Below are 15,766 nucleotides of genomic sequence, written 5' to 3'. Positions count from 1 at the left end.
TTTCTTTACTAAAATCCTTGGACGGATATAAAATGAATTTAAAGAACAGAGAAACAGAGATTAAACTATTTTTATGGCAAAACCCACATGACCAAAAATGGCACGTGGTAGACATTGCAGGATACAGCTATGGGGAATCACTCAATCCTCAAAAAGCAAAAAATTCACGCGAGTGATAGAAATGTCTGAAATAAAATTTGAAATTGAGATTAGGGATAATATGGTTTTTTTGTCTGGTAGGTGTATTCCTGAGGATGAATTGACTGTATTGGTTAAGCAAGGTTTGAAGTACGGTGCTTTGAAAGAAAAGTTTAATAGTATTAAAGAAGAGGGGATTGTATGAGTGTTTACTCTTCTCTTGATGTGTATCCTGCTGATGCTGATGAACTTTTTGATTGTGAAAGTCAGTTTTGTGATGATTGTAGTTTTGATTGTCATAAAGAAGAGGATGATTTGTTATCTTATCTGAATAATCTTCAATATGAAATCAATACTATTTTCAGTGAAAAAGGGTTTAGAAGTGGGAATCGGAATTATGTTCAGGATGATCCATGTTTAACTATGTACTTGAGTGAGGCTAAAAAATTTAGAAAACATATGGAGGAATATGGTTACAATGTAATTATTGGACCTGGTCATAATGAATTTTGGGCAACTGTACTTATTTGTGATGAGTTTGGTGTTGTGGATCCAAAAGATCTCCTGGATATTTTTCGTGCGATGGAGGGTATATAATGAATATCCTCCAATTCTTTTTTAATTTTAAGTCTAATGCTCCGGTTTATGATTTGAGGAAAAAGGAATCTAAATCCTTCACTGTTGAATTAAATAATTGGGTGGAAAGGAATTTTTACAGTATTGTTTTTTTAATTTTGGTGATTGTTGTAAGTTCTTTCCTTCTTTTTTGTTTAATGTGTGGGTTTTCTGCAACTGAGTCAGGAGCTATGAGGAATTTTATTGCAAGAGGTGTTTAAAATTGGTTCTTAAGTTTAAACAAAGAGGCACACATGACCTTAAAAAAGTCATGATATATGGAATGGATGGGAGTGGGAAATCCACTTTCGCAGAAAACTATTGTAAAGAAAACGGATTAAACCCTGTTGTCATCGATATTGATGATACTAATTACACAAGTTTACCTATTCTTGAATTGAGTTTAACTAATGATGTATCTACTTTTAGAAGTATTAAAGATGCGATAAGTGAGATTAGTAAAAGTAGTGATTTTGACACTATCATATTGGATGGTGTTACTTCATTATTGGAAATGTTAGTGTCTAATTCTAAAGGTCTTGCAAAGTATAGTGACCGTGCTATGAGGTTTCAGAAGATATTACAATCTTTGTTATCTTCTGGTAAGCATCTCATATTCATAGGGCAAATTGATATGAAGCTTGTTTATAATGAGGATGTTCAGTCAAGTAAGATGGTTATTAAAGTGAACAGTATTGTGAATGAGAAATACTTGTGTAAATGTGATGAGAAAGGGAATTTCACCCATGAAGTGGTGAAATTCAGAACCACTAATTCTATTGTTGATGGTGAAACCCCCGAAAGTGTTGTTGATGATCCAATACGTAACATTTGTTTTGAGATTAAAAAAATCTTAGAAGCAGATGGTAAACTTGTCACAAAATCCAGTATGAGAAGTTATGCTGTTAGAAGGATTAAAGAAGGAGAAATTGAGGAAAAATTAAGGCCTGATGTAATTAATTACATTAATAAACATTGCTCAGATTTGAAGGAGGAGTAATTAGTGACTACATATATTTTAAATGGATTTAGTTTTTTAATGAATCAACCAGATGAGGGTAATATTAAGTATAAGTATGTTAGTAGTTGCCCAGGAAACTATGTTCATGTGAAATTAAAGGAGGCTGTTGTATGAGTGTTTCTAAAACAATCATGGCAGGTAAGTTATGTAATGTTCAAAAAAGTTTAATGGAGTACAAGGTTGAGAGTTATAATCTTAACACTTTGCTCCCTTTAATTTTCAAGGAATGTTTAAAGGAAAATATGACTTTTTGGTTTAGTTTCATTGAAAATTATTGTGTTTTAAACTTACGTGATGTAATTAATGAAAACTATGAATTAAACATTAGACAGTACCATTCCAATAATGATAATCTTGATGAATTAAAAATCCAAGTGTTATGTAATACTTTCCTCTTAACTAATGAAAAATATCACATTTCACATATTGCTAGCTCAGCAAATGAAACAATAATCATTAGTGGGGATAAACCAACTCCAAAACACATCAGTAAAGCGATTGAAACTTTAAATGCTAAAGGAGTGCCAATAACTGTAGATTCTATTAAAAATCATCTTCCATTAGGTCAGATGAGTACATCTGCTAGATTAGAATGCAACAAGTATTTGGAACAAATGGGGGCCTGAATGATGTCTTTAAAACTCCTTGAGAGTAATGATGAAACATTATTCATGGAAGTATTATCAAGTGATGGTACACAATGGTATGATGTCTGGTATGATAGGGATCATCATTGGTTATGCACTTGTCCGGATTACTATTATCGGAAAAGGTATTGTAAACATATGAAACAATGTGCTGAATTGATAGGAATAAGTGATGTTGCTGTATATGCCGGGGTGAATGTATGAGGTCTGGTGATGATTTTCCATGTGTTGTTAGTGGTAGAGTTACTGCTAGAGCAAAACAGTTAATGAGTGAATATGGTTTTAGTGTACGTGATGCTGTGGAATGGTATTTGATTTATATCGTTGATCAAAAAAAGCGTAAAGAATTGGAGAAAAGTATTTTGCGTGCTGAGATTAATACTTTGAAGATGGATTTAATTGCAAAAGAAATGCAATTAGAAGAGTTAGAGGGGGAGGCTCTTGATGGAATCCAAAAATAAGAAGAAAGTTAGTATTAGTATTGATCCAGATATTTGGGAAGATGCTAAAATTAAACTTGGTAATTGTAGTAATTTTATTGAGAGTCAACTTGAGATGTATCTAAGTAATGATTTATCTGAAGAGCGTGAGGTGCTTAAACTTATTGAAGAGAAAAATGCTGAATTAAGTGTTTTGGAAGGGAAGTTGTGTAAATTACGTGAGGCTCGTTTGTCTAAAGTTGATGAAATGAATATTTTTGAGGCTCCAATGGTTAGTATTAATAGGATTCATGGAAATTTAGGGCATATTGGTAAGAATCAGATTAAAAGGTTTGCTAGTCGAAATGAAGTGCCTTATGATGCTTTGTTGGATCATGTAGTTAATGAGGGTTTGAATGTTGTGAATTTTGCTGAGGTGAGACAGTAAATGTTTACAAATTTGTTTACATCTGAACGGGTATATATGCGAAAATTGGTATGGATAAGTATGGATATCCATACTAGTATGGATAAATTTTCCATACTTAACCCGTTTAAACGTATACATTTTTGTTTACACGGAAAATTATTATTAATATTATTATTATTAATATTAATTTCTAAATAAATGAAATAATATAACATTGTTATAAAAAAAGAAGAGATTGAAAAATGGTGGATTATGACAAGGTTTACTTTGAGGTTAGGTAGGTTCTATGATGGTGATAAGATTCTTCAACATGAAGAAGTGCTTGAATTATTAAATAACTTTGATGAGTTATTGGAAGAGGTTAGGCATGAATTAGTTTGTATTACTGGTTTAAAAGCATATGATAATAATTCTAATGATTCTTTTGAATTAGATTATACTAAATTAATTAAAAGAATAGAGGAACATACTAATTGAAAATCAATGAATGGAGTGAAAATTATGAAAAAAATAATATGGCTATTAAAGCAAATATTGCCGTTTAAATATGTTACTACTTATAAAAATTCAAATGGTGAAAAATTTACTTGTAAGTGGAGAATGTGGTTAGGAAAACCGTTTTGTATTAAACATTCAAAAATATAAAAAAAAGATGGAAAGGGTTAATATTTACCCTTTCCTAAATTCACAGTTATGACATTTTGCACATGGAGGTAAAGTATCAGTATTGTCATCTAAAAATAGATCTTCACCACATTTTGTGCAAACATATCTTCCTTTTCCAGATTTTTCACCACAATGATATGCCATATTTTTTTTCACCTCCTTTTTATTGTGTGATTTAAAATTATGTTGTTTGAATTTATTAAAAAATTTGGGAATAAAAAAAAATTTGAGAAAGGGAGGGATGATAAATTGAAACAAAAAAAGAATCCAAAATATTCTTTCTTTGATGAAAGAAGAAAGTTATGAGTTATTCGCAAGAAAAAGAAATGGAAAAGTTGGGCTGTAAAAGCCAAAGTTGAAAAAAATTATTATATGAGGATTAAAAAAATGGTTCAAGCTGAATTAAACAGTAGTACATTAAAGGGTAATGGTTTAATAATTACTCGTAAAGTGTATACTAAAGAGTATGTTGATAAGAAATGTAAGATTTGGGTTAAATCCAGACAGTTGGGTTTTGATGGTTGGCCTTTCTGTTCATATAAACATTTGGAAGAAATTGAGTGGGTTAAGTGTGCTATACTTGATGCGTTGAATAATCCTGAAACTTTTAATGCGAGGGATAATTATGCTGCTTTGTGTAATTTGAAAGATTTGATTAAAGGTAGTAAGGCTGAAAAGTTACGTTCTAAGTATGCTGTTCCTGTGAAGTTGGAGTATCGTAATGCTAAGGGTGTTAATTGTATTGTTGATGTTAATCATGGTGATAAATTGGTTGTTCCTTTAACTTCTGGTGAATTGTTGGATGTTATTGCTGATTTGAATAAAGGTCGTAGTGTTGAAGATATTTTTGAGGTTTATGATTTTTATCATGGTATGATGACTATTGAATATTTGGAGAAGTTCAAAGCTTTGTATTGTAGTGGTAAGTTGAATAAGGTTATTCGTTTTATTTGTGGTAAGAGTAATGATCTTGGTGGGTTTCATGATTATGGTGTTGGTGTGATTCGTAATCGTTTAACTAGTTATTATTTATTTGATGTTCGTAGAAGAGGGGATGATTAAATATGACTGCTATAGAGAATTATGATTTGGTTAAAAATTTGAATGATTTGATTTTGGAGAAAAGTGAAGTTTTAAACACTGTTAATATTGCTGTTGATGAATTTGTCAATTTAAAAAATGAGTATATAATGCGTAGTAATGAGTTACGTTTAAATACTGATTTTAAAGAGGTATTGGGTTTGAGTAAAGTTGCTACTGAGAAACAACAACAAGCATATATTGATAATGTGTTAAAGGATTTAGTTCAGGATGTTCGTATTGCTGAAGAAAATGTGAAATCTTTGAAGCGTGATGTAGATTTACTTAATGATAAAATTACATTGGAAAAGTATCGTCTCAAATTATTAATGCAGGGGTTATAGATTATGCCAGTTGTTAGTCATGATATGGCTTTATGCAGTCAATGTTTAGAGTGTATTGAGTCTTGTTCTAGTGGTGCTTTAAGTTAATGAAGGAGTATTCTTATACTCCTCCAACAACTGCACAATATGTGAATATTGTATGGATAGTTGTGATAGTGGAGCAATAAAGGTGGAGTAGGTTTTGCAGATGTTTTGCAGTAATGATTTTAAAGTAAATCCAACATGTGAAAATTGCAGATATGCTAATTTATACACTCCATTTTGGACATATCCACATCATGATCCAAAATGCAGTGTACATAAAATTAATATTAAACCAGATGATTCATGTAGAAATTTTGAGTTACTTGGTAATTAAAGATGTTAATGGTACAGTTGTTGAATGTATAATTTTAAGTGATGAAAGAAATTCTGAAAATGATAAATGGTGAATATATGATTATTGAATCGTCACAGGAAGATATTCATAATGAAACAATTGAATTGTTCCTGAAAATGAAACCTTATTTAAATGAGGGAGATAGTTTCACTAAAGCATTGAAAAAAGTTGGTAAAAATCCTAGTACTAAAGCTGGATGGTACAAACGCATTCATCAATATGTATTAAGTCAAGGATATAAAATAAGGGGAAATAAGTTATGAAAATTAATCATGGAAGGTATTATTATCAGTTTCATAGATTAGTGGAAAAGTTAAGAAGTGAAGATAATACTTGTTTTATTTGTGGATCTGCAAAGAATGTTAAACCTCATCATATTAGGCGAGTTAAAGAATCAAATAAACAATATGCTTCAGCATCAAATGTTGTGTTATTGTGCAGTCATCATCATAATAAGTATCATAAAATTTATGGTTCTGGAAAAGGAGTTAATAGGGCTACTTTTGATATTTATGTTAAAAAGGAACATTTGCATGAAATTAATAAACTCACAAAAGAGAATAATCAATTGAAAAGTTATAAAGAAAATGTAATTATTACATTGGATTCTGCAGTGAAAAAGGAAAGAACAGAATTAGGTAATAATGTATTAAGAAATTTAGCAGCTAACCTGGGAGTGAAAATAGAATGAAACTTGAATTTCATGTGAAAAATTATAGTATTGCAGATTTTATTAGACTTGTGTCTGTGAATATTTTTCAAGCATTGCAAATTTTATGTAAAAATAATAGTGAAATTGAAGAATTACTAAAAAATTATTTGGATTATAACTTACCTGAAAGGGTGGAAGTGAATTCAGATAATACTTATATTACAATTAATTATCCTGGAGGATTAAATCAAAAAATATTAACTTTGTTGAATATCACTCAAAAGGATATTGAATTCCAAACTTACAGAGATTCTAGAGGAAAAGGTGTGGAATGTGTTTATTATTTGAAATGGGAACATGTATTACAATATGATAATCATAAATGAATTTTAAAACAACTTTAGATGGGGGTTTAAATGAGTTATAAAGTAAACAAACCAGTTAATATTATTAAATTTCATAAAAAATATTATTTAAAAATATTAAATAAAGATAAAACTCAAACTATGCGTTTAGCACGTAAAAGATTAGATGTTCATGAAAATGATATTGTCACTGCAGTTTTTCCTGGTTGGGATAAAACTTTGAAAATTAAAATTACAAAAATTGGGTATAAGCAAGTTAAAAGTATTAATGAAAAAGATGCATATTTAGAAGGTTCAAAAACAAAAGAAGAATTATTAAATGATTTAATAGGATTTTACCCAAATCTCAATATATGGGATAAAGTATATTATTATAAATTTGAATTAATCTCAAAATAATTATGTGGATGATGCTATGAGTCGTACTAGTTTTCTAATTAATAATTATGATAAAAAAAGAATGCCTTATGAGAATCCGAGGAAAAGAATATGATAAAATCCGTAAAAGGGAAAATCGAAAAAAAGAATTATATGAAATATGTGAGGAATTATTCTTTGAATGTGATAATTATAAAAAATTAAAATTAACTAATTATCAAAAAGAACGTGTTAATTTTCTTGTAGACAAATTTGGAAGTGATTTTAAAAGATTACATAGAACTTCAAAAAAGGAAGCAATAATTTTATCATTCATATTTTTTATAAAGAAGAATACTGTTTCGTCTATTAGGTTATCAGAGTATAAAATTGCCTCCAAGTATAATTTGACTAATGATGTTTTTGAGATGATTATTTGTAGATTATTAGAGTATTATATGAGAAATACTCCTCTACCAGTTACTGAATCAAGAACTCATAATCATGAAATTTTACTAAAAAATGCAGGTAAAATTTAGTAATATGTCATAAACTCATTAACTTTTAAATTTAAACCTACATTTAGGAAAGTGATTAATTATTTTGTACGCAGAGATGAAGACATCAAAAAAACTCCTTTCAAAACAAGTGCTACACATAAAAAAATTGATGAAAGTAATTGTACAAGTTTTTGTGTTGGTCTTGATTGGAAATTAATGTCTAAATATAAAGAATATAAGGATGAAGTAAAAAGATTAAATGAAAATTTTTCCAACATAAAAAATCTTTATGGATCAAAAGGACAGTTAGTTCCAGAAATGAATAGATTAATCGAAAAAATTAGTTATCACACAAGTTTTTGAAAGAGTCAATAAAGAAATGAACGGAGGATATTTATGCAAAAAGAAGAATATATATATGAAAAAATTAAAGTATATGAAACCACGGTTGATAATTGTTTTAAAAAAATGCAAACATTACCTATAGGGTCTAAAGAATATCAATCATGGAAATATGATTGGAGTTATTATAATGGACGCTTAGATGCATTAAAATGGGTATTAAATGAATTATAATTAATTTTTAACAAGTAAAATTAAAATACAATTTTTCTCATTGATTGGAAACTTTATTTAGAACAATATTTTCTATTTTTAGTTCCTCTTTTAAGCTTTCAGCAATTTTGTTTATTCGTTCATCGTTAAATTTATTGGATGTAACAGGGTCAATCTGTTTTCCTTTTTCATCGTATCCTAAAATATAAAACTTAAAACTATTTTCTTTGATTTTTTTAGGAATATCTTCTGTTAGATTTTTAGTAATTTGTTTATTGTTACCGGATATATAACTTGAGGATTTTAATTCAATTATTTTATCTTCTTTTATTTCACCATTAATTCTAATTTCTTCATTTAATTTTTTAATAATTTCTTTAAATAAAATCTTAATGGGGAAATTATCATTATATTTTATTAAACAACAAAATATTCCATATATTAAAAGTTTACTTATAGATGGGGGAAATTCATTTTCATTAAAATAATCAATTAAAGGGCTAAACATATCAATATTTAATTTATTTAATATTTTTAAATTTCCAATAATTAATGGTTCTTCGTTAATTGGGGGTTCCTGCATGAAAAATACATGTTTTTTCATTATTTAAAAGTTTAATCATAAGTTTATTTAGAAATTCTTCAGTCAGTTTAATTTTATCCCAACAAAAAAATATAAAAATATTTTCGTTATATTTTACAATATTTATTGTTTGATTTTCAGTTCCTACACGTTCAGGATAATCGTAAATTTTTTCCATATAGAGATCCATAGTCTGGTTTAATTTTTTATACTTATCACTATAATATTGTAATTGATATCTTCTAGATATATACTCTCTATGGAATGAATTATAATTATGGTATTTTTTATTTTGTCGAGTAATATGTTTTATTTCTAATCCTTTTAAAGGATTATTAAATGTAATGGATTTATTTTCTATTTTGATAGTGTTTTCTTGAGATATTTTTTCAATATCTTCATCTTTAAGTTCTATAACTATTGGATATCCATTTATCTCGGAGTAAAATTTATTTTCACCTCCAAATGTGTAAAATAAATTTTTTTCAGGTATGCCTAGCCATTCTCTAAAGAATTTTGATTTATTTTTCTCGTAATGTTCCATTTTTATTTCATTATTTTTATATTCGAATGAAACAAATCTCATGATGTTATCTTTATCTAATAATCTTTCAAAAACTTTAAAATCGGGATTTATGGATTTTTCTCCCATAGTACTATGTGCTAAAATTAATCTATTTTCTAATAAAATCAAAATAACATATTTATCTTGTTTTCTCATATTAGTATTCATTTCTTCTGAAAATGAGTTAAGGAGATACTTACTAACTTTTTTATTATATTCATTTGAGGTTAATAACTCTTTAATCCATTCTTTAGGGTTTGATTTCATATTTGAACTTTCTAATTTAAATGGTTTAGATTTATTTAAAGAGTCTAAAACATTTAATAAAGAGTTAATTTGTTTCTTTTTAAAATCATTTTTAGTTTTTTGTTCTTGTTTATTCACTAATCTGTAAGTCATTGTGAATTTATTAGAGATATCTGAATATTCTTCTGTTTTTATTATTTTTGTTTGTGTTTCCATAATTATGACCTAATTATAATTTTATTAATTGGGAGTTATTATTTTTTTCTAAATCGTTACAGTTTATATTGAAGGGAGAACTTAAAGATAATAATGTGTAATGTAGATGAAAATATTGTTGAACAATTAGATTTCTGCCCTGAAACAAAAACAATCATTGAAAACGAATGGGGGAAGAATACTGTAGTCAATGTGGCCTAATAGTGAGATCCCCATACACATATGTAGGAGGTCAATGAATCATCCTACCTTATGGTATTAAAATTTAAACAAAAATTATTCAATAAACTATTAAAATAAATTATTAATTTTTGTTGATTTTCATGATTAGGAGAAAGTTATTCTATTGCTATGTCCAACCTTATTTTTTAAGCATTTTAAACTAATTAATTTAAATCTAAAGAATTTTAAAAAGACTTTTTTTTTCAACCAATGCTTTTGCTATGTCCTCTATAGTATAGTAAGAGGGGGGTTATATTGAATTGTGTGATGAAATTAGTGATGATGCTAGATTAAAACATGAAGACCCAATCAATTATTATTTAAAACATTTCCACGATCAAGAAATTATGGGTGAACTCCGATGGAGTGATCCATACTTATATTTTCAAATCAGTAGAATACATTACATTCAAGAATTGAAAGATAAAACCCTGACATCTAAGTGTCCAGATTGCGGAGATGAAATCATCCAAGGTGAATGGGGAGAGGAATATTGTAATTCTTGTGGGTTGGTAACAAGATCAACTTATGATTATGTTGGGGGGTTTAAAATATATCTGCCATATGGGTTGAAATAGTAAAAATTTATTTTTATATCATCATTATTCTTATTTTTTCTTCAATGAATCATGTTTTATTAACACTTACATTATAAATTTTCAATCTCCAAAAAAAAAATGATAGTTTAGTTTAACTAATAAAATAGAATAATACATGGTTTCAATATCTTCCTCTTATACGTCCTCATTTTTAATTTAATATTTATCTTAATGGTCCTGAAAAAAACAAGAAAAAATTCTATTTTTAAATGGTGTGAATATATTTTATTACCTCTTTTTTTTGATGAGTTTTTTGTTATCTTTAAATTTTTGCTTTGTTTTCTCAGATTGGTTTGATTCCTTCCAGGGCCCCTTTAAAAATAATATGGAAATACAATTTGTTTAAAAAAATTAACAAAATATTATTAAAATGTTCAAGTTAATTTTAAAAAATCCTGTATTTTCGAAAATCATGTTTAATAAAATATTTAAAAAACTGTTCAAAATAACAAAAAAATAATAAAGGTGAAAATTAAATGGCTGAAAGTTACAAAAACAAATCAAAAATAGCAACTGCTATATCATTCATAGCAGCATTAATAGTATACCTTGGTAAAGATGGATTAACACAATTACTACCAGTAGAATACGCAAGTATAATCCCATTACTCATATTTGCAGCGGGATATATTGTAACACAATCAACTGAAAACAAAAGAGTAGAAATTGCAGAACAATTAACCCAAGAAGAATATGAACGCACTGAACCTGAAGATGATTTAACCGAGGAATATTAAGGAGATCAAAAAAATGTCTCAGGATATTCATGATTGTGTGCGTGAAGAAACATTCATAAACATAGAAAAAAGACTCACAAGCAACGAAGAAAAAGTCAACACAATCACAACCGAAACAACCAGACTAGAAAAAACACTAAACAAACTAGATGCAACTCAAGACAAACTAGCAATAGAAATAGCACAATTAAACAGTGCATTCCATACAATAAAATACCTAATAGGTATTTCAATAGCCCTCTTCGGAACAATATTCGCATTCCTAATCACAGAACTAATCAAAATAATCTGAAAAAACAGGATGGGAGGGGAGTTTTTTGATTGAATTATATAAAAGAGATTGTTTAGACATACTACCTACCTTAATCAATAATGGGCAAAAAGTAGATTTAATTTTAATAGACCCACCATATCTTATAAATTACAAAACAGGTCATCGTAAAAATAAAAAACATTTTCTGCAAACCCATACTAAATGATAATAACCCAGAAGTATTAAAAAAAAGTTTTAAATTACTATATGAGTTATTAAATGATAATTGTGCTTTCTATTGTTTTTGTAATGCAGACAATATTGATTTTTTTAAACAAGAAATAAACAAATATTTCAAAATTTTAAAATATAATCGTGTAACAGGAAAACTACAACAACATCAAAACCAAAAACCAGTAGATTTATTAAAATTTTTAATTGAAAAATCTTCAAAACCCCACGATACAATACTTGACTGCTTCATGGGCTCTGGAAGTACAGGAGTAGCATGCACACAAACAAATAGAAATTTCATAGGAATAGAACTCGATGAAAACTATTACAATATAGCAGAAAAAAGAATACAAAAACACTAGTTTTTTTTATACTTATACAATCCTTTACAGTGTAAACCTTTACAGACCATTTACACTTTACACTTGTAAACCTTTACAAAATTTAATAAATTAGATACTATGCCTCCAAAAAGTGCAGTTGAAAGAAGTGAGCATAGAGATGAAATTGACGACTTATTAATGAAAGTATTTCTCACACTAAATAGGAGATGATATGTTTTGGTTAGAAGTAAAAAAATAGAATTAATTGAACCTATTTATGAAATCCAAGAAAAAGAAACTCCAAAACAATATTGGTTCGCAAATGAATATTTCCATTTTGACGGAACTATTGAGTCATTTTTAGATTATTGGTATCCTGAAGATAAAGACGGCAACACATTACCTACACCTAAGCAAGCTCCTAGCGGGGGAAAAAACCCATTTGCAAAACTACCTGCAAGAGCAACAATGAAAAATTGGAGTAAACTAAAACGATGGTATGTTAGAAAAAAAGCTTATTGGGCAGATTTCATCAAAGACATTCAAAATAATTTGAAAAAAGACATTGGAGAATTTTTTAAAGAAGATAGTAAAGAATTAATTAAATCTTTAAATAATGACTGGAAATTAGATGTGAAAATTGATAAGTCTAGAAAAATCAATCCTCATACAAAAGCCAGAGGCAAATCTGATTTGGCAAAAGCTCATAAAAAAAAAGTAGATACATTACTAACAGAATCTGGTATGCCTAAAGATATCTCCAAAAATGATTCCACAGTTAAAGTTGATGCTGAAATAAATACTAAAAAAGAAAATTATTTATTTGTTAATGAATTAAGTGATTATAATTTAGATGATGTGTTAACTGAAGTGACTGAAAATGTTGATAGAAAATAAAATATCAATAACTAATAAAGAACAGTTGTTACTTCAAAAAACTATCATAGAAAATCCTTATTGTTTATATAAACCGTACCCTAAACAGTTAATACCAATTATTTTAGCTAATCGTGAAGAAAAATATGCTGAAGATGGAACTAAAAAACCTAACGCAGTATTAGCTGGAGCCGGAGGATATGGAGGTAAAACATATCTTGGAAGTATGTTATCAGTACAATACTTACATAAAGATGAAGATTATACTTGTTTAGTTACTCGACGTAATCATGCAGAACTAGTTGACACTAACAGTATTTGGGATAATCTTGTTGACTGGTGTTGTGGAACACATTTACCTGAAGATATCTGTTGTGATTTTAAACAAAGTCCAATTCCACAGATAACTGCTCCTAATGGCAATACTATTTATTTCAAAGCATTTGATCATGATGAAAAAAAGCAAAAATTCAAGTCCGCTAGTTATGATCGTATTGTTAATGATGAAGCTTCAGAATTACCTGAAGCCGTATTAAGATTTCAATATAGGTCAATGAGAAATACAACTCAAATTCCTAGAAGCATAATTAACTTATCTAATCCTGGTGGGGATAGTACTGAATATTTGGTTAAAGAATTTGTTGATGGTCTGAAACCTTATATTGCTTTAGATTGGCGTGATAATCCTCATATTGATAAAGCAGCTTATGAAGGTTCTTTAAATGAATTGGATTATATTGATCAACAGTACCAAAAATATGGTAATTGGCATTACAGACCTACTGCTGGGGATTTGATTAATCGTGATCAATTAGTTAATGCTTATATTGATGTAGAGGATTATGTTGAAAGGGAAGTATTGTTTTGTACTATGGGTATTGATACAGCAGGTACTGGAAGGGATAATACTGTTGCAATGAATCTTATTAGATTAGATAATGGTTTAACTGTCTTGAACGATTTAAGTATTGATGGGTCAGCTTATCCTGAGGATAGTGTTTATAATATTATTGAGAAGCAAATACTTGAGAATAATTTATATAATGTTGATTTTGAAGAAGAACCTGGTGGAGATAGTGTGTATGCATTAAGATACTGGGTTGATGATGTATTATCTGATTTAATAGAAAAATATAGTATTGATGTAAATGGTGTTTCAGCAATTAAATCTAAATATACTCGTGCTAGACCTATTGCAAAAGCAATAATTAAAGGTGAGTTAAAATTTAGTAGTCATTTAAAAGAGCAATTAGAAAGAAAAGATGGTTTATTCGACCAATTCATGTATGTTAGTCCAAATCCTGAAGAAATGAAAAAACATAAATCTCCAGATGAATTAGATGCATTAGGATATGCATGGAATAGTATACTAACTAATTTTGTGAATACTGTTGAATTAGAATTAATTGAATTGTGATATTTTATGAAGATTATAGATTCGATAAAAGGAGTGGCAAATCATCTTCCAGGGTTACGCAGACCTGAAAGATATAGTTTATATGATCTGTTCATGGATGAGTATGGATGGTCATTCACTACTCCTGATAAAAATATAGGTGATTTAAATACTTATTATCAAGCATTTAAAAAGAATGTTTGGGTTAGGCGTTGTTGCATGGTTACTTGTGATGAAATATTATCAGAAGGGTTTCAAATTAATAATCCCAATACAACTACTGTTAACCATGAAAAAGTTAATTATTTAACTGATTTATTCAATGCTCCGGCAGGTAAATATGCTGAAGATACATTTTCCTCATTAATTAAGCAAATCGTACCATCTTGGAAAGTGACTGGTGATACATTCATTGAAGTTAATCATGATAAAATATTCGATAATATACCGAATGGGTTTAAATTCATACCTACTGAGTTAATGGGTTATGATTATAATCGTGATGCTTGGTGTATCAGGAATACTGAACATGTCTTTGAACCGGAGAATATTATTCATATTTATGAACCGAAAATCCAGATACGTGGTAGTAAATGGGGTACTAGTCTTATTGATACTATTGCTATGAATATTAGTCTCGAAGCACTTGGTTTGAATCATAATAAGAATGTTTTCGAAAATCATGGTTTAGATCCCAGAGGAGTTTTAAGTTTTGATAAAGATTTAAAACCACAAATTGTTAAAGAGAATATTCAACGTTTGAAAAAACAGAAGAATCAGAAAGGTATAATTGCCATGCAAGGAGGTAATTATCAACACACTAACAATAGTAATAAAGACATGGAATTTTTAGAGTTAATAAGATATTCTCGTGATTGTGTAATAACAATGTTTGGTGTGCCTCCTGCTAAAGTAAGTATTATTGAAACCGCGAATCTTGGAACGGGTAGTGGTGAATCACAAGATAAAAACTTCGGTAAAGTAATAAACAGTAATTGTAAAGTTATTGAAGATGCATTCAATAAAAACTTGGGGAGATCCGGTTTTCAAGAATTATTTGAGTTTATTCGTGAAGATCATGAGAACAAATTGAACCGTGCAGAAATAGAGGATAAACAATTACGTAATGGAACTACTTTTATCAATGAGGTAAGGTCAGGTTATGGTTTATCTCCAGTAGATTGGGGTAACGTACCAATGAATTACAGTCAATTTGCTTTAGCCACCAGTCCAGAAAACATAGATAATTCTGTTTTAATAAACCCACAAGAAAACGAAACAAAAAACCTTGAAGAATTTGCCATGTTAAAATCAGTGGTTATGGACAGAATAGATAAAGGTTATTAAA

The 15,766-nt window shown here is 28.5% G+C and carries 28 protein-coding genes; 25 read left to right on the top strand and 3 right to left on the bottom strand.

Going from position 1 to position 15,766, the window contains the following annotated elements:
* The first annotated feature begins 97 nt into the window (after positions 1-97).
* From Q9969_RS05795 to Q9969_RS05755, 9 genes are all read left to right on the top strand, one after another.
* A complete protein-coding gene (locus tag Q9969_RS05795; protein WP_305555410.1) occupies positions 98-343 on the top strand; it encodes a hypothetical protein in 246 nt (81 codons plus the stop codon).
* Positions 340-735 (top strand): hypothetical protein, encoded by a 396-nt coding sequence (locus tag Q9969_RS05790; protein WP_305555407.1) that lies wholly within the window; start codon positions 340-342, stop codon positions 733-735. The genes Q9969_RS05795 and Q9969_RS05790 overlap by 4 nt, the downstream gene beginning before the upstream one ends.
* A gap of 241 nt (positions 736-976) precedes the next feature.
* On the top strand, positions 977-1,753 hold the full coding sequence (locus tag Q9969_RS05785; RefSeq protein ID WP_305555404.1) for an AAA family ATPase: 777 nt from the start codon (positions 977-979) through the stop codon (positions 1,751-1,753).
* Between the two features lie 3 nt (positions 1,754-1,756).
* Positions 1,757-1,888, top strand: a complete 132-nt coding sequence (locus Q9969_RS05780; protein ID WP_305555401.1) for a hypothetical protein — start codon at positions 1,757-1,759, stop codon at positions 1,886-1,888.
* Positions 1,885-2,400 carry a hypothetical protein gene (locus tag Q9969_RS05775; RefSeq protein ID WP_305555398.1) on the top strand — a complete coding sequence of 172 codons (516 nt, stop codon included), beginning with the start codon at positions 1,885-1,887 and terminating at the stop codon, positions 2,398-2,400. Before Q9969_RS05780 ends, Q9969_RS05775 begins: the two co-directional genes overlap by 4 nt.
* The gene (locus Q9969_RS05770; protein WP_305555394.1) at positions 2,401-2,625 is read left to right on the top strand and encodes a hypothetical protein; all 225 of its coding nucleotides are present in this window, start codon (positions 2,401-2,403) and stop codon (positions 2,623-2,625) included.
* On the top strand, positions 2,622-2,882 hold the full coding sequence (locus Q9969_RS05765) for a hypothetical protein (RefSeq protein WP_305555392.1): 261 nt from the start codon (positions 2,622-2,624) through the stop codon (positions 2,880-2,882). The genes Q9969_RS05770 and Q9969_RS05765 overlap by 4 nt, the downstream gene beginning before the upstream one ends.
* Entirely contained in the window at positions 2,866-3,288 is a 423-nt protein-coding gene (locus Q9969_RS05760) for a hypothetical protein (protein WP_305555389.1), read from the top strand. Before Q9969_RS05765 ends, Q9969_RS05760 begins: the two co-directional genes overlap by 17 nt.
* A 234-nt stretch (positions 3,289-3,522) precedes the next feature.
* A complete protein-coding gene (locus tag Q9969_RS05755; RefSeq protein WP_305555386.1) occupies positions 3,523-3,747 on the top strand; it encodes a hypothetical protein in 225 nt (74 codons plus the stop codon).
* 192 nt (positions 3,748-3,939) lie between these two features.
* On the opposite strand, the gene Q9969_RS05750 is transcribed toward Q9969_RS05755, so the two are convergent.
* Entirely contained in the window at positions 3,940-4,092 is a 153-nt protein-coding gene (locus Q9969_RS05750) for a hypothetical protein (RefSeq protein WP_305555383.1), read from the bottom strand.
* Between the two features lie 216 nt (positions 4,093-4,308).
* On the opposite strand from Q9969_RS05750, the gene Q9969_RS05745 reads away from it, so the two are divergent.
* The 10 genes from Q9969_RS05745 to Q9969_RS05700 all read left to right on the top strand — a co-directional run bounded on the left by Q9969_RS05745 (position 4,309) and on the right by Q9969_RS05700 (position 8,189).
* Positions 4,309-4,998, top strand: a complete 690-nt coding sequence (locus Q9969_RS05745) for a hypothetical protein (protein WP_305555380.1) — start codon at positions 4,309-4,311, stop codon at positions 4,996-4,998.
* Positions 4,999-5,000: 2 nt separating this feature from the next.
* Positions 5,001-5,360 carry a hypothetical protein gene (locus tag Q9969_RS05740; protein WP_305555377.1) on the top strand — a complete coding sequence of 120 codons (360 nt, stop codon included), beginning with the start codon at positions 5,001-5,003 and terminating at the stop codon, positions 5,358-5,360.
* A gap of 187 nt (positions 5,361-5,547) precedes the next feature.
* Complete coding sequence (locus Q9969_RS05735; protein ID WP_305555374.1) at positions 5,548-5,718, top strand: hypothetical protein; 171 nt, start codon at positions 5,548-5,550, stop codon at positions 5,716-5,718.
* 77 nt (positions 5,719-5,795) lie between these two features.
* Positions 5,796-6,002 carry a hypothetical protein gene (locus Q9969_RS05730; RefSeq protein WP_305555371.1) on the top strand — a complete coding sequence of 69 codons (207 nt, stop codon included), beginning with the start codon at positions 5,796-5,798 and terminating at the stop codon, positions 6,000-6,002.
* Positions 5,999-6,430 (top strand): HNH endonuclease signature motif containing protein, encoded by a 432-nt coding sequence (locus Q9969_RS05725; protein WP_305555368.1) that lies wholly within the window; start codon positions 5,999-6,001, stop codon positions 6,428-6,430. Before Q9969_RS05730 ends, Q9969_RS05725 begins: the two co-directional genes overlap by 4 nt.
* Entirely contained in the window at positions 6,427-6,777 is a 351-nt protein-coding gene (locus Q9969_RS05720) for a hypothetical protein (RefSeq protein WP_305555365.1), read from the top strand. Before Q9969_RS05725 ends, Q9969_RS05720 begins: the two co-directional genes overlap by 4 nt.
* A 30-nt stretch (positions 6,778-6,807) precedes the next feature.
* A complete protein-coding gene (locus Q9969_RS05715) occupies positions 6,808-7,155 on the top strand; it encodes an ASCH domain-containing protein (protein WP_305555362.1) in 348 nt (115 codons plus the stop codon).
* 68 nt (positions 7,156-7,223) lie between these two features.
* Complete coding sequence (locus tag Q9969_RS05710; protein ID WP_305555359.1) at positions 7,224-7,652, top strand: hypothetical protein; 429 nt, start codon at positions 7,224-7,226, stop codon at positions 7,650-7,652.
* A 51-nt stretch (positions 7,653-7,703) separates the two neighbouring features.
* A complete protein-coding gene (locus Q9969_RS05705; RefSeq protein WP_305555356.1) occupies positions 7,704-7,976 on the top strand; it encodes a hypothetical protein in 273 nt (90 codons plus the stop codon).
* 33 nt (positions 7,977-8,009) lie between these two features.
* Positions 8,010-8,189, top strand: coding sequence for a hypothetical protein (locus tag Q9969_RS05700; RefSeq protein ID WP_305555353.1), 180 nt, complete (start codon positions 8,010-8,012; stop codon positions 8,187-8,189).
* 37 nt (positions 8,190-8,226) lie between these two features.
* Here the strand turns inward: Q9969_RS05700 and Q9969_RS05695 are convergent, their stop codons facing one another.
* Together Q9969_RS05695 and Q9969_RS05690 are read right to left on the bottom strand one after the other, a co-directional pair.
* Positions 8,227-8,751 (bottom strand): hypothetical protein, encoded by a 525-nt coding sequence (locus Q9969_RS05695; RefSeq protein WP_305555350.1) that lies wholly within the window; start codon positions 8,749-8,751, stop codon positions 8,227-8,229.
* Positions 8,732-9,778 carry a hypothetical protein gene (locus Q9969_RS05690; protein WP_305555347.1) on the bottom strand — a complete coding sequence of 349 codons (1,047 nt, stop codon included), beginning with the start codon at positions 9,776-9,778 and terminating at the stop codon, positions 8,732-8,734. The genes Q9969_RS05695 and Q9969_RS05690 overlap by 20 nt, the downstream gene beginning before the upstream one ends.
* 482 nt (positions 9,779-10,260) lie before the next feature.
* Here Q9969_RS05690 and Q9969_RS05685 point away from each other — a divergent pair, with 482 nt between their 5' ends.
* The 6 genes from Q9969_RS05685 to Q9969_RS05660 all read left to right on the top strand — a co-directional run bounded on the left by Q9969_RS05685 (position 10,261) and on the right by Q9969_RS05660 (position 15,765).
* The gene (locus Q9969_RS05685) at positions 10,261-10,578 is read left to right on the top strand and encodes a hypothetical protein (RefSeq protein WP_305555344.1); all 318 of its coding nucleotides are present in this window, start codon (positions 10,261-10,263) and stop codon (positions 10,576-10,578) included.
* Positions 10,579-11,075: 497 nt separating this feature from the next.
* On the top strand, positions 11,076-11,336 hold the full coding sequence (locus Q9969_RS05680) for a hypothetical protein (protein ID WP_305555341.1): 261 nt from the start codon (positions 11,076-11,078) through the stop codon (positions 11,334-11,336).
* Between the two features lie 13 nt (positions 11,337-11,349).
* The gene (locus tag Q9969_RS05675) at positions 11,350-11,628 is read left to right on the top strand and encodes a hypothetical protein (protein ID WP_305555338.1); all 279 of its coding nucleotides are present in this window, start codon (positions 11,350-11,352) and stop codon (positions 11,626-11,628) included.
* A gap of 755 nt (positions 11,629-12,383) precedes the next feature.
* Entirely contained in the window at positions 12,384-13,043 is a 660-nt protein-coding gene (locus Q9969_RS05670) for a hypothetical protein (protein ID WP_305555335.1), read from the top strand.
* Positions 13,027-14,439: a phage terminase large subunit gene (locus tag Q9969_RS05665; protein ID WP_305555332.1), complete on the top strand. Its 1,413-nt coding sequence runs from the start codon at positions 13,027-13,029 to the stop codon at positions 14,437-14,439. Before Q9969_RS05670 ends, Q9969_RS05665 begins: the two co-directional genes overlap by 17 nt.
* A 6-nt stretch (positions 14,440-14,445) precedes the next feature.
* The gene (locus Q9969_RS05660; protein ID WP_305555330.1) at positions 14,446-15,765 is read left to right on the top strand and encodes a phage portal protein; all 1,320 of its coding nucleotides are present in this window, start codon (positions 14,446-14,448) and stop codon (positions 15,763-15,765) included.
* Position 15,766: the final 1 nt, after the last annotated feature.

Origin of the sequence: Methanobrevibacter sp. V74, assembly GCF_963082495.1 — an archaeon.
GTDB lineage: Archaea > Methanobacteriota > Methanobacteria > Methanobacteriales > Methanobacteriaceae > Methanocatella.
This window is presented reverse-complemented; position numbering and strand designations above follow the sequence as displayed.